This window comes from Streptomyces sp. NPDC002144 (assembly GCF_053593695.1).
Genome location: NZ_JBSFDB010000015.1, coordinates 51,826 through 66,917, shown reverse-complemented (window position 1 = coordinate 66,917; position 15,092 = coordinate 51,826). Strand labels below are relative to the sequence as shown.

Below are 15,092 nucleotides of genomic sequence, written 5' to 3'. Positions count from 1 at the left end.
TCAGGCCACCGTCCGCAGTCCCCTGGCCTGAGTCGCCCCCATCCCCCGGACCACCCGGTGTGCGCAGGCCGCCTGGAGCAACTCGCCCAGGAGGTCGGGGTCGTCGATCTCCAGGCCGAGCAACGACTCGATGCGCTCCAGGCGTTGGTAGAGGGACTGGCGACCGATGTGCAGCAACGACGCCGTGCGCGTCGGCGAGCACCCGTGCCGCAGATGCACCTCCAACGTCCGTACCAGGTCGCTGGGATGCGCCGCCTCCCACGCCAACAGCGGCCCCAACGTGTGCTGCACCAACCGGGCAAGCCGGTCCCGGTTGGTGTCCACACCGCCACGGGTCAGCTCCCGCTCCAGGGCGAGCGCGCGGGCTGAGGTCACCAACGGGCCGTCGGGGACGGAGGGTTCGGCGGCCGGCACGGTCAGCGCCAGTTCCAGCGTCGTACGGGCCGCGCGCAAGGTGTCGCTCCAGCGCAGCCAGCCACCGCCCGCGTCCACGGCATGTCCGACGGCGACGGTGAGCCCGGGGTCAGCGGCGGTGCGGAAGGCGTCCTGGACGGTGCGGATCGGGTCGCCGGTTGCGGCGGCGGGCAGCGCGAGCAGGGCCAGCACGTCGCCCGGGAAGGCCGCCCGCAGCACCGCGGCCCCGCACAGCAGCCGTACGGCCCGGTCCACCGCGCCCGTCTCCCGGGTCCCGTGCACGGACACCCCGATCAGCCGTGCGCCCGGCCCCGGGTGGAACCCGGCGAGGGCCGAACGGGCCTCCACCTCGGGCTGGTTGAGGGCCGCCCGGTCGGCGAGGTCGGCGAGGAGGGCGGCCGTGTGGTCGTCGCCCCAGGGCCGTACCACCGACCGCCCGGACAGCCCGCGCGCGACGATCGCCCGGTTGGCCGCCTCGGTGATCCGCACGAAGGGCACGACGCGGTGCAGGGCCACCAGGGGCAGGCCGAGGCGGTCGGCCTCGTCGACGACCTCGGCGGGCATGTGGGGCAGGGAGCGGCCGATCTCCACCGCCAGCCCCGCCGCGCCGCGCGCGGCCAGCTCACGGACGTACCGCCGCCGTACCTCCTCGTCCGCGTCGGTGAGTCCGAAGCCGTTGGTGAGCAGCAGTTCGCCGCCGTCGAGGAAGTTGGCGCCCTCGTAGACCTCGCTGGAGTGCACCCAGCGCACAGGGCGGTCGAGGGCGGTCCGTCCGGTCAGCAGGCGGGGATCGGAGGCGCGTACGGGGTCGAGGTCCAGGACTTCGCGGAGCGTGAGGGCGGCCACGGGCACCTCCTGGGCGTGGACAGTTCGTCCGGCGGCGGGTTGCCCGGAGAGTACTTTCCGCACGTTGCCCTCGTGTTTCGGCCACAGGAGAGTGGAACGTATGGATCAGGCACAGGCACACACCTGGCTCGCCACCGCCGTCGCGGAGGCCCGCGCCGGGCTCGGGGAGGGCGGCATCCCGATCGGGGCCGCGCTCTACGGCGCCGACGGCACGCTGCTCGGACGGGGCCACAACCGGCGCGTCCAGGACGACGACCCCTCGATGCACGCGGAGACGGCCGCGTTCCGGAACGCGGGACGGCAGCGGTCGTATCGCGGTACGACCATGGTCACCACCCTCTCGCCCTGCTGGTACTGCTCCGGACTGGTCCGGCAGTTCGGCATCTCCCGGGTCGTCGTCGGCGAGGCGGCGAGCTTCCACGGCGGGCACGACTGGCTGGCCGAGCACGGCGTGGAGATCGTGCTGCTCGACGACCCCGAGTGCATCGGCATGATGCGCGACTTCATCAAGAACCATCCGGCCCTGTGGAATGAGGACATCGGTGAGTGACGCCCCTGCCCCGCGCATCCCGACCATCGATCTGCGGCCCTGGATGGAGGGCGATGCGGACGCCCGCGCGGCCATCGCCCGTACCGTCGACGAGGCTCTGCAGAGCGCCGGGTTCCTGCTGGTGACGGGGCACGGGGTCGACCCGGCCCTGCGCTCGGGGATCCGGGAGGCGGCGCGGGCCTTCTTCACCCTGCCCGCAGGAGTCAAGCAGCCCTACGAGGCGAAGGTCGGCGGCCGCGGCTGGCTCGGACCCGGCGCGGAGGCGAACGGCTACTCGGAGGGTACCGAGACCCCGCCCGACCTGAAGGAGTCACTGACCTTCGCTACGCACGAGCCCTTCGACGACCCGGTGATCAACGCGGAGTGGTACGCGCCCAACGTGTGGCCGGCGGAGGTGCCGGAGCTGCGCACGCTGTGCGCCGAGTACCTGGAGCGGATGGCGGAGCTGGAGAAGGGACTGCTGTCCCTGCTCGGCGAGGCGCTCGGCCTGGAGGGCGACTTCTTCTCCCGGCACATGGACCATCCGACGTACGGCTTCAACATCAACTGGTACCCGGGGACGGACGTCGTCGGCCAGCCGCAGCCGGGCCAGTTCCGCATCGGCCCGCACACCGACTTCGGGACGGTGACGATCCTGGACCGGCAGGCGGGCAAGGGCGGGCTGCAGGTCTGGACCGACGAGGGCGGCTGGGAGGACGCGCCGTACGATCCCGACGCCTTCACCATCAACATCGGTGACCTGATGGCCCGCTGGACCGGCGACCGCTGGCGCTCGGGCCGGCACCGGGTCCTCCCGCCGCCGGCCGACGCCCCCTCCGAGGAGCTGATGTCCCTCGTCTACTTCGGCGAGTGCACCCCGGGGACGGTCGTGGAGTCCGTGCCGGCGCCGGTGGGACGGGTGGCGTACCCACCGGTCGACTCGCATGTGTACCTGCGGGAGAAGCTGGACTCGATCACGGTCGGCTGACCGGCTTCTCCCACTGCTGCGGCCACGGCCACGGCTGCCGCCCGCCGCCGCTACACGCCCGCGTACGAGTGCTTGCCCGAGACGAAGATGTTGACGCCGTAGTAGTTGAAGAGCCAGCAGCCGAAGGCGATCAGGGCCAGGTAGGCGGCCTTGCGGCCCTTCCAGCCGGCGGTGGCGCGGGCGTGCAGGTAGCAGGCGTAGGCGACCCAGGTGATGAACGCCCAGGTCTCCTTGGGGTCCCAGCCCCAGTAGCGGCCCCAGGCGGACTCGGCCCAGATCGCGCCCGCGATGATCGTGAACGTCCACAGCGGGAAGACGGCCGCGTTGACGCGGTAGGAGAACTTGTCCAGCGAGGAGGAGGCGGGCAGGCGCTCCAGGAACGAGGTGGCGAAGCGGCCGGGCGTGCCGCCGTTCTCCAGCTTGGTCTCGTAGGAGTCCTTGAAGAGGTACAGCAGCGTGCCGACCGCGCCCACGTAGAAGACCGCGCCGCACAGGATGGCGGTGGAGACGTGGATGTACAGCCAGTACGAGTGAAGGGCGGGAACCAACTGGTCGCTGGCGGTGTACAAGACAGTGACGGCGATGCCGAGATCGAGGAGGACCGTCGTGATCAGGAACAGGCCGAGCCAGCGGACGTTCTTCTTCAGCGCGAGCAGCGTGAGGTACACGGTGACGGCCACCGCGGAGAACGTGATGTTGAATTCGTACATGTTGCCCCACGGCGCCCGCTCCACCGAGGCCGCGCGGGCGATCACGCCGGCGAGATGGATGAGGTACGCGAGCACGCTCAGCGAGATGGCGATACGCCCGTAGAGGTCGCCCTGTTCGTCCCCGCCGTGCGCCCCTGGCCCGTCCGGCACGTCCCGGGCGCCGGCCGCGGAGCGTACGACGACCTTGGGCCGCTCCAGTACGGCGGTGCCGCCGGCCTTCTGCACGGTGACGGCCGGGGCCTTGCCCTTGGCGCCCTCCGCCTTGCCGGTGAGCGCGGCGGCCGTGCGGCCGACCCTGCTGCGGCTGCCGAAGAGCCATTCGGCGATGTAGGCGAAGAAGGCCAGGGTGTAGACGGCCATCGCGGAGTAGATCAGCGTGTTGCTGATGTTCGCGAGGTGTTCGTTGGTCGCGGTGGCCAACTCGGTTCCGGCGGAGAGAGTCACTTCTCAGCCCCTTCGGCAGGTACGACTTGGGGGTCGGGGGTGGTTGAGTCGTCTTGGTCTGGGGAGCCGGCGTCGGGTTCGGCGTCGGAGTGGTCCTGGGAGTCCTCTTCGGGCTCGGGTGCACCGGGTGCCTGGTCGTAGAGGATTCCGGCGAGGTCGCCGAGTTCCTCCGGGACCTTCGCGGACTCGCTGCGGCCGAGACCGGCCATCTCGACGACCGTGATGCCGTCGGGCCCGGTCACCGCGCGCACCCAGACGCGGCGGCGCTGGATGAACAGGGAGGCGGCGAGGCCGAAGATCGCGACGAGGGCGCCGGCGAGTGCCCAGTCGGTGCCGGGCTGCTGGACGATCTGGAAGTTCGCCCACTCCTTGGTGGTGTCGTAGGTGATCGACCCGGCGCCGTTCGGCAGCCGCATGGTCTGGCCGGGCTTCAGGTTCGCCCTGAGCTGCTGGCCCTTGGCGTCCTTGAACTCCTTCACGTGTGCCTTGTCGAGCTGGTACACGCTCTGCGGGATGCCGGAGTTGACCCCGAGGTCACCGTGGTACGGCGTCAGGTTGAGCACCGGGTTGAGCAGGGCGGGGAAAGTGGAGGCGGTCTCGCTGCCCTTGGTGTAGGTGGGCAGGAGGAACGCCGAGATGCCCAACTGCTCGCTGACGCCCTGGGCGTTCCGGTAGCCGTCGAGGACCTTGACCACGCCGGTGGAGGTGACGTTGGAGTCGAGCGGAAGGAGGGGGACGGCGTCGCGGTAGACGACGTTGCCCTTGCCGTCGCGGACGGTGATGAGGGGGGCGTAGCCGTGGGCGGTGAGGTAGACCTTGGCGTCGCCGATGGACAGCGGTTCGTTGACCTTGACGAGCCTCTTCTTGCCCTTGCCGTAGGCGCCCTGGCTGTAGGTGACGGCGGCCTGGTAGGTGCGCGGGGTGCCCCGGTTGGGGCCGTTGGTCTCGTACGTGCCGGTGAACTTGTTCAAGCGGAAGCTGAACGGCACCAGGTCGTCGGTGGTGAAGAGGTTGCCGGACTTGAAGTCGTCGTACTGGGTGGTGGTGTTGGAGAAACCGTCGCCCTCGACGATCAGCTTGTTGCCCTCGGACTTGTAGAGCTGGCCCCAGGCGAAGGCGGTCAGCAGCACGATCAGGGCGATGTGGAAGGCGAGGTTGCCGATCTCGCGCAGATAGCCCTTCTCGGCGGCGACGGCGTCACCGGCGAGGTGGGCGCGGAAGCGGCGCTTCTTGAGGAGGGCGAGCGCGGCCTCGCGGACCTGCTCGGGTTCGGTCTCGGTGCGCCAGGTCGTGTACGCGGGCAGCCGGGTCAGCCGCCGGGGGGCGCCCGGCGGGCGGCCGCGGAGCTGGCCGACGAACTGCCAGGTGCGCGGGATGATGCAGCCGATGAGGGAGACGAACAGCAGGATGTAGATCGCGGAGAACCACACCGAGCTGTAGACGTGGAAGAGGCCGAGCCTGTCGTAGATCGGCGCGAGGAAGGTGTGCGCCTTGCGGAAGTCGGCGACCTTGGTGGCGTCGATGCCGGACTGCGGGATCAGCGAGCCGGGGATGGCGCCGAGGGAGAGGAGCAGGAGCAGCAGCAGCGCGACCCGCATGGAGGTCAGCTGCCGCCAGAACCAGCGGGCCCAGCCGATCACGCCCAGGGAGGGCAGGTTCGGCAGTTCCTCCTTGGGCGCGGTGGACAGCTGGGAGCCGGCGGCACCGAGGTCCGGGTCCTCGGCCCGCTCGGGGGTCGTACCGGTTGTGGTCTTGCTCATCGATCAGATCCCCACGGTGAAGCCGGCGGACCAGGACTGCATGTCCTGCACGATTCGGTCCCAGGCGCCGGTGACGAGGAGCAGACCGGTCACGATCATCATCGTGCCGCCGATCCGCATCACCCAGACATAGTGGCGCTTGACCCAGCCGAAGGCGCCGAGCGCCTTGCGGAAGGCGACCGCGGCGAGCACGAAGGGCACGCCGAGGCCGAGGCAGTAGGCGACGGTCAGTATGGCGCCCCGGCCGGCGCTGGACTGCTGGGAGGACAGGGCCAGTACGGAGGCGAGCGTGGGTCCGATGCAGGGGGTCCAGCCGATGCCGAACAGGGCGCCCAGCACGGGGGCGCCGGCGAGCCCGGCCACGGGCCGCTTGTGGAAGCGGAACTCACGCTGGGTCATCCAGGGCATCAGGCCCATGAAGAAGACGCCCATGAGGATCATGAGCGCGCCCAGCACCTTGGACAGGATGCCCTTGTTGTCCTGGAGGGTGTCGCCGAAGAAGCCGAACAGGGCGCCGCTGGAGACGAACACGGCGGTGAAACCGAGCACGAACAGGGAGGCGCCGGCGACCATGCGTCCGCGCCGGGCCTCGGCGAGGTCGGTGCCGGTGACGCCGGTGACATAGGAGAGGTAGCCGGGCACGAGCGGGAGGACGCACGGGGAGAAGAAGGAGACGAGTCCGCCGAGCAGCGCGATGGGCAGGGCGACCAGCAGGGCGCCGTTGAGCACCGTGCCGTTGTAGCCCGTCGCGGCGAGCGTGGTGACGGATGTCACGTCACTTCTCCGCGAGGACCGGGGCGATCATGCTGCGCAGCTTGTCCTCGCTGAGCGCGGCCAGCGAGCGGGCGGCGATCCCGCCCTCGCGGTCCAGGACGAGCGTGGAGGGCACCGCCTGCGGGTTGAGCGTGCCCTTCTTGAAGCGCAGCATCAGCTTGCCGGTGGGGTCGTAGAGGCTGGGGAAGGTGACGCCCATCTGCTTCTCGAAGGCGACCGCGTTCTGGACGCTGGTGTCGCGGGTGTTGATGCCGACGAACTGCACGCCCTTGGCCTTGAGGCTCTCGTAGACCTTCTCCAGGCCCGGCGCCTCGGCGCGGCAGGGGGCGCACCAGGAACCCCACACGTTCAGGACGACGACCTTGCCCTTGTAGGAGGCGACGTCGAGCTGTTGCCCGTTGACCGTCTTGCCGGACAGGTCGGGCGCGGCGGCGCGCTGCCCCTTCTTGGCGGTGGAGATGCCGTCCTTGCCCATGACGAAGTTGGTGTCACCGCCTCCGCCCGAGGTGCCCCCGGAGCTGCACGCGGACAGGGTCAGCGCCGCGGCCGCGGCGGCTGCGGTGAGCAGGACGGCGCGGCTGCGGTTCGAGCGCAGGGGGGCGTGACTGGCGGCACTCATGTGAAAAGTTTCGCATGCCCGTTCCGGGGATCTTGTCCACCCCCCTCCCGGGCCCCACAGGGCCAGGAAGCCGCACGTCAGGCGGCTTGACCGGAGGGTGAGGACGAGGAGGACGGGGTCGGCTGAAGGAACGCCTTCCAGCCGCCGGCGGGGCGCTGCCCGACGTCGAGCGTACGGAGCTTGGCGAGCATCTCCGGCTTCTGCACGTCCATCCAGTCGACGAACTGCCGGAAGGAGACCAGCCGTACGTCCGCGCCCTTCTCCTTCTCCCGGGCGATGTGCTTGAACGCCTCCTCGACGGCGTCCATGTAGATGCCGCCGTTCCAGTGTTCGAAGTGGTTGCCGATGAAGAAGGGCGCCCGGTTCGACTCGTATGCCCGCTGGAAGCCGGATATGTACGCCTGCGCGGACTGGGTGCGCCAGCCCGGGTAGTTGTAGGCGGGCGCCTTGGTCGTGTTCAGCGACTGGTTGGCGAGCATGTTGTAGTCCATCGACAGGACCTCGAAGGACCGGCCGGGGAAGGGAATCTGCTGCAGCGGCAGGTCCCACACACCCAGCTTCTTGTCCGGCCACACCTGCCGGCCGCCGGGCGAGGAGGCGTCGTAGCGCCAGCCCAGCGACTTGGCGGTGGGCAGCAGGTTGTTCTGGCCGAGCAGACAGGGCGTGCGGCCGCCGACCAGTTCCTTGTCGTAGTCGAAGGGGAGCGAGGGCAGGTCGGTCCAGCCGGTGTTGGTGCGCCACTGCTTCACGAACCCCTTGGCCTGCTGGATCTCGCTGCGCCACTGCGCGGGCGTCCAGTTGCCGACGGTGCCGTGGCCGGAGCAGAAGTGGCCGTTGAAGTGGGTGCCGATCTCGTGGCCCTCGAGCCAGGCGCGGCGGATGTTGGTGAGCGTCGCCTTGACGTGCTCGTCGGTGAGGTAGCCGATGTCGGAGGCGCCGCGCGGGTTGTTCGGCGGGTCGTAGAGCCGCTTCTTCGACTCGGGCAGCAGGTAGAGCCCGGACAGGAAGAAGGTCATGGACGCGCCGTGCTGCTTGGCGAGGTCGAGGAAGCGCGGGAAGAGGCCGTTGCCGACCTCGCCGGCGCCGTCCCAGGAGAAGATGACGAACTGGGGCGGGGTCTGGCCGGGCTCCAGGGGCTCGGGCTTGGCCGGCTGATGGGGCTGCTTGCCGCTGAAGGAGGTCGAGCCGTCGCCGATGGGCTTGGCCGGATGCGCCGTACTCCCGGACTTCTTGCCGCCCTTGGAACCCGATGCGGGGTGCGGCCCGTCTGACGGCTTGAGGGTGCCGCAGCCGGCGAGTCCGGCGGCCGCCGCGGCTCCCGCGCCCAGCCCGAGCATTCCCCTGCGAGAGAGTGCGCGCATTCCAACCCCGATTCGTCATGTGCTCTGGTGGTCACCCATTCAGAGGACATGACGAACGGGGAGGTTCCTCGCGATCACACTAATCCCGCAATAAATGTCACGAACGTGTCATAAGACACAAGATGAACGTTCTGCGCCGGCTCAGGCGCCGAAGGCCTTGCTCTTCCCCTTCGCCGGCTTGGCGCCCGCGAGGAGATGAGCGGGCACCAGATCGCGGGCCGGCTCGGTGTAGCCGACGGACACGATCTTGTCACCCCGGTAGGTGAAGCTCGTCAGCGAGGCGAGGGTGCACTGCCGCTTGCGCGGGTCGTGCCACAGCCGCCGCTTCTCGACGTAGGAGCGCACGGTCCAGATCGGCAGCTGATGACTGACCAGCACCGCCTCGTGCCCACGCGCCTGCTCCTTGGCGGCGTCCAGGGCCTGCATCATCCGTACGACGATGTCGACGTACGGCTCGCCCCAGGACGGCTTGAACGGGTTGACGAGGTACTTCCAGTTCTCCGGCTTCCTGAGCGCACCGTCGCCGACGCCGAAGGTCTTGCCCTGGAAGATGTTGTCGGCCTCGATGAGCCGCTCGTCGGAGGCGAGAGGGAGCCCGTGCGCCTTGGCGATCGGCGTGGCCGTCTCCTGCGCCCGCTCCAGCGGCGAGGCGCAGACGTACGTCACGTCCCGGGAGGCGAGGTGCTCGGCGACGCGGTCGGCCATCTGCCGCCCGAGCTCCGAGAGGTGGTACCCGGCGAGACGGCCGTAGAGGACCCCGTCCGGGTTGTCGACCTCGCCGTGCCGCATGAGGTGTACGACCGTGATGTCCTGCTGCTCGCTCATGCTGCTGTGGCCTCCGCCGCCGCTCGGGCCGCCGCCGGGAGGGCGTCGGCGATGCGCTGCACGGCCTGCTCGTCGTGGGCCGTGGACACGAACCAGGACTCGAAGGACGAGGGCGGGAGGTAGACGCCCTGCGCCAGCATCGAGTGGAAGAAGGCGGTGAAGCGGAAGGACTCCTGCGCCTTCGCGTCCTCGTAGTCACGCACCGAGCGGTCCGTGAAGAAGACGGAGAACATGTTGGAGGCGCTCTGCAGCCGGTGCGCGACGCCCTCCTTGGTGAGCGCCTCGGTGACCAGCGCCTGGATCTGCTCCGACACGGCGTTGACCTTGTCGTAGGCGGCCTCGTCGAGCAGGCGCAGCTGGGCGAGGCCGGCCGCGGTGGCGACCGGGTTCCCGGAGAGGGTGCCGGCCTGGTAGACGGGCCCGGCGGGGGCGAGGTGCTCCATGACGTCCTGCCGGCCGCCGAAGGCCGCGGCCGGGAAGCCGCCGCCCATGACCTTGCCGAAGGTCATCAGGTCGGGCCGGACGCCATCGATCCCGTACCACCCGGCGCGGCTGGTACGGAAGCCGGTCATGACCTCGTCGGAGATGAACAGCGCGCCGTTCTTCGCGCAGGCGTCCTTCAGCCCCTGGTTGAACCCGGGCCGCGGCGGCACCACGCCCATGTTGCCGGGCGAGGCCTCGGTGATCACACAGGCGATCTCGCCCGGGTGCCGGTGGAAGGCCTCGTTCACGGCCTCCAGGTCGTTGTACGGCAGCACGATCGTGTCGCCGGCCTGGGCACCGGTGACGCCGGGGGTGTCGGGCAGGGCGAACGTGGCCACCCCGCTGCCGGCGGCGGCGAGCAGCGAGTCGACGTGACCGTGGTAACACCCGGCGAACTTGATCACCTTGGAGCGCCGGGTGAACCCGCGGGCGAGCCGGATGGCGCTCATGGTCGCCTCGGTCCCGCTGCTGACCAGCCGTACCTGCTGAACGGGCTCCACCCGGGCGACGATCTCCTCGGCGAGCGCGACCTCGCCCTCACCGGGAGTACCGAAGGACGTACCGCGCGAAACGGCGTCCTGGACGGCGGCGATGACCTCGGGGTGGGAGTGGCCGAGGATCATGGGCCCCCAGGAGCACACGAGGTCCACGTAGTCCCGGCCGTCCGCGTCCGTCAGATACGCGCCCCGGCCCGACACCATGAACCGGGGCGTACCGCCCACGGCCCGGAAGGCGCGCACCGGGGAGTTCACGCCGCCGGGCGTGACGGCGGCCGCGCGGTCGAACAGCGCCTGCGACTCGGGGGCTTCGTATGGATATGGCAGTTCGCTCATGACCTGCGGCTTCTCCGACCTCTCGGGCTGGGCGGGCTCCGGTTGCCCGGTGACCTCCCCAGGGTAGGTCAGCGGGGCGCGGCGGCAGCGGGGCACCACCGCCGTCCCGCCGCTGAGCCGCTGCTGACCCGAGGAACAGTCGCGACCCGATGTGATCTGCGAAACTGGGACCTGATACACACACCTCGAACGGCCCTGTCGTACGTATAGGAGTGCGTACGGATGTACGGCTGATGTACGACCGGGTGTACGGAGGCTTGTTCAGGGGCTGCGAAGATCCTGCGGACAGGTGTTTCAACGCACGTTTCGGCGGGCGGCCGTGGGGGAGGTCACTGACACGATGATCGGGTTGCGCGGCGGGGGCCACGCGTCCTAAAAAAGCAGTCGGGTGGAGATATGCATCGCGGTGGCGGACTGGGCGAGGGGACTGACGACCTGGGTCCTCGACGGGCCCAGCGGGGAAGGCACCGACGCGAGGCGGAGGAAGCTACCGAGAGACGTCAGGGACAGGGTGTACCGAGTGAGCCCGAACTGTTCGACCGGCGGACCGACCGCCGGCTCGACCAGCTGCGGGCGGGGAGCAGGAATGGTGGTCGGGTGGGGGTGACGTACAAGTACTTCGGCGCGCCGGACGGCGCGACCGCGGCCCGCGTCCCGATCTCGATGCGCCCCGAGGAACTCGGCGGCGACGAGCTCGGCATGAACGGCATGTTCACGAAGATCAAGCCGGAGACGATGGCGGCGATGGTCCTCACGGGCATAGAAGGCGTGCCCCTGCACAAGGTCCCGCCCCTGGAACTGGTCGTCCTGCACCCCGACTACGCCGTGGTCAAACTCCCCATGACGGTCGTCGACCCCCTCCGCGGCATCGGCGAGGAAGCGGTGGGCGCGGCGGCCTTCATCTGGTCGACGGTCCCGGACCGGGGCGGCCCGCGGGACGCGTTCAACGTGTACCAACTGCTCCACGAATGGCAGGACTTCAGCCACCGCCTGCATGAGGCGGGGCACCAGCCGTACTGCCTGGTGTGGCCCTGAGCCGCGGTTCTCGGGCCGCGGGAAGGGGCTCGGGAAGTGGCCGTCAGGCCGAGTAGTCGGCGGCCTCGGCTCCCAGGACGTTCAGCAGGTCCAGAGCCTCGGCGCTGCGGGATCCCGGTGGTGCCGTGTAGAGCACGAGGTACTGGTCGCGGTCGGTGAGGCTGAGCGTGTCGCAGTCGACGGTGACCTCGCCGACCGTCGGATGGCGGAAGGTCTTGGTGAGCATCGGCGCGGCCTGTACGTCGTGCCGTTCCCAGAGCCGGGCGAAGTCGGGGCTGCCGGTGCGCAGTTCGTCCACCAGGCCGGTCACGTCCGGATCCGTCGGGTAGCGGGCGACGGTGGCGCGGAGCTGCGTGACCACGTGATGCCGGAACTCGGCGGCGTCGGAGATCCCGTACGGCGCGGCACCGTCCCGTGTCGGCGCGAGGAACACACGGCGCGCGAGATTGCGGTCCCTGGGCGCGAGCGGTGCGAAGTCCTCCATGAGCGCGGCCGCGAGGTCGTTCCACGCGAGGACCTCGAACGCGGTGGAGATCACGAAGGCGGCCGTCTGCGGGAGCCGTCCGAGAAGCGCGAGGATGCTCGGGCGGACGTCGCGCCGGTGCAGTCCGGTGCGGCTGGGCGCGGTGCCCGCGAGGGTGTGGAGGTGGCCGGACTCGGCGTCGGTGAGATGGAGCGCGCCCGCGATCCCGGCGAGGACCTCGGCCGACGGTCGCGGGGCCCTGCCCTGCTCGAGCCGGACGTAGTACTCGGTGGAGATGTGCGCGAGGACCGCGACCTCCTCGCGGCGCAGACCGGGGGTGCGGCGCCGGGGTCCGGTGGGCAGGCCGACGTCCTGGGGGCACAGCCGCTCGCGGCGGCTGCGCAGGAACGCCCCGAGTTCCTGTTTGTCCATACGCCCAGTGTGCGCGCGGCGCGGCGGCGGATCCTGGTACAGCCTGTGCCTGTATCCGGCCGGCGGGCGACCGGACGCTTGGGTGTCATGACGAACACTACGAACACCCCGAACATCCCGAACGCCGCAAACACCGCAAACACCGCAAACACCGCACCCGTCGGCCTGCTCACCGGCAAGGTCGTGTTCATCACCGGCGCCAGCCGCGGCATCGGGGCGGCCGCCGCCCGGCTCTTCGCCGCCGAGGGCGCCGCCGTCGTGCTCGCCGCCCGCGGCACCGACGCCCTGGAGCGGATCGTCAAGGAGATCCGCGCCGAAGGCGGTACCGCCGACGCCGTCACCCTGGACCTCGCCGATCCCGCGAGCATCCGCGCCGCGGTCGACCGCGGCGCGGAACTGCACGGACGGCTCGACGGCGCCTTCAACAACGGCGCGGTGATCCAGCAGCCGGGCCCGCTCGACACCACCAGCGACGAGGACATCGACGCGCAGTTCGCCGTGAACTTCCGCTCCCACTGGACCGCCATGAACGCAGAGGCCGCGCTCATGCGCCGCTCCGGCGGCGGGGCGATCGTCAACACCTCCAGCATCGGCAGCCGCCGCGCCAACCCCGTCCTGCCCGCCTACGGCGCCATGAAGCGCGCGCTCAACAGCATCACCGAGACCGCGGCCAGGACCTGGGGCCCGGAGGGCATCCGCGTCAACGGCATCACCCCCGGCGGCACCGCCACCGAGATGATCGACGCGTGGGAGGCGGCGACCCCGGGCGTGGTCGAGGCCAACAACGCGGCCACCCCGCTCGGCCGCATGGCCGAGCCCCGCGAGGTGGCCGAGGCCGCCGCGTGGCTGCTCAGCGACCGCGCCTCCTACGTGAGCGGCGCCATCGTCCCCGTCGACGGCGGCGCCGGTGCCTGACGAGAGCGGCCCGTGCCCCGGGCCGTCTCAGCCGATGGCGTACGCCCGGTACACCGTCTGCACCGAGCTGTCCCCGGCGGCGTCCGTCACCTCGGAGCGCAGGGCGACGGCGCCGGAGGCCGGGTTGTGGACGGACGCCTGCCAGGCCGTGCCGGAGTGGGTCACGGTCGCCGGCTTCCAGGTCCTGCCGCCGTCGGCGGACGACCAGACCCGGACGGACTTGACGCTCACGCCGGTGAGCCTCGTGTCGGGCCCCTGGGACTCACGCCCCGGGGTCACGCCAACCGTCGTGGTGGAGTTCGGCGCGGCCTGGTTGTGGCTGTTCAGCCCGGTCGGCAGGAAGCGGGTCAGGAAGACCGGCGCGACCCATGCCCTGGCCGGGTCGGCCACCTTGAAGTGCCAGTCGAGGGTGACGCGCGAGCTCAGCATGCCCGCGGGGAAGGTGATGCCCGGACGGTAGCGCCCGCCGTCGACGGTCAGGCGGTACCAGCCGGCCGAGCGGACGGGGGCGGAGAACTCGTCGTCGCTGTTGCGCCAGTCCGTCAGGGTCTGCTTCTTGACGGTGGTGGCCCCCTTGGACAGGACCACCGTCTCCTTCGTGATGTCCCCCGAACCACCGCCCACGTCGGGGTCATTGACCAGGCCGTCCGGCCAGAAGGTGACGGACCTGCCGCCGAGCAGCGGCAGGTTGTGCGTCGGACCCCACACCGCCCGGCCGAAGGACTGCGTGACGCTCTGCCCCGTCCTCAGTGTCCGCAGCTTCGGGAAACCGCCGCCGACGTTCTCGCCGTTGCTCCCGCTGATGTCGTCGCGCGGCTGCCAGGTCCCGGGGGTCACGTGGACGGTGGCGCCGTACGGGGCGTCGTCGTCGCGCACCCCGGCCATCAGGTCGGTCGTGCAGTCGTCGACCTTCGGCTCGGCCTGGAGCGCGGTGTAGACCTGGGTGCCCATCTCGGTTCCGCTGCGCACCGCGAAGTGGACGCTCGCCAGCTGGGACCGCTTGAACGACCCGCCGGGCGCGGCCGGGATGCCCTTGCTGTTCTTCACGGCGACGTAGCTGTCGTCGCCCGACCACTGCGCCAGGTACCCGAACTGCAGCAGCGGGGAGGAGTTGGGGATGGCGTAGAGGGAGCCCTCGTCGTTCCAGCCGCCCGCGCTGAAGGCGTCCGGCATGTCCATGCTGGCGGCGCAGACCTGCGCGCTGATCCGCGGCGGACCCGTCACGTCGGCGGGCGTGTCCAGCGACACCTTGACGGCCTTGCCCTTGCGCGCGTCCAGGGTCACCGCCTTGTTCCCCGACACCTGGACGACCTGTGCGCCGATGGTGTCGGTGCCCAGACCGTCCGGTGCGCTCTCGTAGATGTCGGTCATCGCCAGGTAGCGCCCCGACGGCAGGCTGAGCCGCTTCCCGGAACTGACGCTGTACGTCCGGCCGGACGGCACGGCGACGACCGTGACCGTCGTGGCGACCTTGGCACCGTGCCGCCCCAGCGTGGTCACGGTCAGTGAGGCCGATGCCGCCTGCGCGGAAGCGGCGGACACGAACAGCGGCGCCAGCGCGGCCACGCCCACGACAGCGAGCGTTCTTCGTCGCACCATCACACGTCGCACCATCATCAACTCCCCCTCCAGCCCCCGAAGTCGGCCCATCGTAGCCATGG

At 70.5% G+C, this 15,092-nt stretch carries 14 protein-coding genes; 4 read left to right on the top strand and 10 right to left on the bottom strand.

Going from position 1 to position 15,092, the window contains the following annotated elements; all coding sequences use genetic code 11:
• Window positions 1–1,260, bottom strand: coding sequence for a PucR family transcriptional regulator (locus tag ACWCQ1_RS23200; protein ID WP_358593031.1), 1,260 nt, complete (start codon window positions 1,258–1,260; stop codon window positions 1–3).
• 100 nt (window positions 1,261–1,360) lie between these two features.
• Here ACWCQ1_RS23200 and ACWCQ1_RS23195 point away from each other — a divergent pair, with 100 nt between their 5' ends.
• Window positions 1,361–1,810, top strand: a complete 450-nt coding sequence (locus ACWCQ1_RS23195) for a nucleoside deaminase (protein WP_358593029.1) — start codon at window positions 1,361–1,363, stop codon at window positions 1,808–1,810.
• Complete coding sequence (locus tag ACWCQ1_RS23190) at window positions 1,803–2,777, top strand: isopenicillin N synthase family dioxygenase (RefSeq protein ID WP_451027265.1); 975 nt, start codon at window positions 1,803–1,805, stop codon at window positions 2,775–2,777. Before ACWCQ1_RS23195 ends, ACWCQ1_RS23190 begins: the two co-directional genes overlap by 8 nt.
• Before the next feature lie 50 nt (window positions 2,778–2,827).
• Here the strand turns inward: ACWCQ1_RS23190 and ccsB are convergent, their stop codons facing one another.
• The 7 genes from ccsB to hemL form a co-directional block, all read right to left on the bottom strand.
• Complete coding sequence (ccsB, locus tag ACWCQ1_RS23185; RefSeq protein WP_133043455.1) at window positions 2,828–3,931, bottom strand: c-type cytochrome biogenesis protein CcsB; 1,104 nt, start codon at window positions 3,929–3,931, stop codon at window positions 2,828–2,830.
• On the bottom strand, window positions 3,928–5,691 hold the full coding sequence (resB, locus tag ACWCQ1_RS23180) for a cytochrome c biogenesis protein ResB (RefSeq protein ID WP_133043456.1): 1,764 nt from the start codon (window positions 5,689–5,691) through the stop codon (window positions 3,928–3,930). The genes ccsB and resB overlap by 4 nt, the downstream gene beginning before the upstream one ends.
• 3 nt (window positions 5,692–5,694) lie before the next feature.
• A complete protein-coding gene (locus ACWCQ1_RS23175; RefSeq protein WP_133043457.1) occupies window positions 5,695–6,465 on the bottom strand; it encodes a cytochrome c biogenesis CcdA family protein in 771 nt (256 codons plus the stop codon).
• Between the two features lies 1 nt (window position 6,466).
• Complete coding sequence (locus ACWCQ1_RS23170) at window positions 6,467–7,084, bottom strand: TlpA family protein disulfide reductase (RefSeq protein ID WP_358593022.1); 618 nt, start codon at window positions 7,082–7,084, stop codon at window positions 6,467–6,469.
• A gap of 77 nt (window positions 7,085–7,161) precedes the next feature.
• On the bottom strand, window positions 7,162–8,445 hold the full coding sequence (locus ACWCQ1_RS23165) for a polysaccharide deacetylase family protein (protein ID WP_133043459.1): 1,284 nt from the start codon (window positions 8,443–8,445) through the stop codon (window positions 7,162–7,164).
• Window positions 8,446–8,586: 141 nt separating this feature from the next.
• Complete coding sequence (locus tag ACWCQ1_RS23160) at window positions 8,587–9,270, bottom strand: histidine phosphatase family protein (protein ID WP_133043460.1); 684 nt, start codon at window positions 9,268–9,270, stop codon at window positions 8,587–8,589.
• A complete protein-coding gene (gene hemL, locus ACWCQ1_RS23155) occupies window positions 9,267–10,586 on the bottom strand; it encodes a glutamate-1-semialdehyde 2,1-aminomutase (RefSeq protein ID WP_133043461.1) in 1,320 nt (439 codons plus the stop codon). The genes ACWCQ1_RS23160 and hemL overlap by 4 nt, the downstream gene beginning before the upstream one ends.
• Before the next feature lie 396 nt (window positions 10,587–10,982).
• On the opposite strand from hemL, the gene ACWCQ1_RS23150 reads away from it, so the two are divergent.
• Window positions 10,983–11,621, top strand: a complete 639-nt coding sequence (locus ACWCQ1_RS23150) for a hypothetical protein (protein WP_358593018.1) — start codon at window positions 10,983–10,985, stop codon at window positions 11,619–11,621.
• 43 nt (window positions 11,622–11,664) lie between these two features.
• Here the strand turns inward: ACWCQ1_RS23150 and ACWCQ1_RS23145 are convergent, their stop codons facing one another.
• Window positions 11,665–12,516, bottom strand: a complete 852-nt coding sequence (locus ACWCQ1_RS23145; protein WP_358593015.1) for a helix-turn-helix transcriptional regulator — start codon at window positions 12,514–12,516, stop codon at window positions 11,665–11,667.
• A gap of 87 nt (window positions 12,517–12,603) precedes the next feature.
• Between ACWCQ1_RS23145 and ACWCQ1_RS23140 the strand changes: the two genes are divergently transcribed.
• On the top strand, window positions 12,604–13,431 hold the full coding sequence (locus ACWCQ1_RS23140; protein ID WP_451027264.1) for an SDR family NAD(P)-dependent oxidoreductase: 828 nt from the start codon (window positions 12,604–12,606) through the stop codon (window positions 13,429–13,431).
• A gap of 27 nt (window positions 13,432–13,458) precedes the next feature.
• On the opposite strand, the gene ACWCQ1_RS23135 is transcribed toward ACWCQ1_RS23140, so the two are convergent.
• Window positions 13,459–15,030 (bottom strand): hypothetical protein, encoded by a 1,572-nt coding sequence (locus ACWCQ1_RS23135; protein ID WP_451027263.1) that lies wholly within the window; start codon window positions 15,028–15,030, stop codon window positions 13,459–13,461.
• Window positions 15,031–15,092 lie beyond the last annotated feature (62 nt).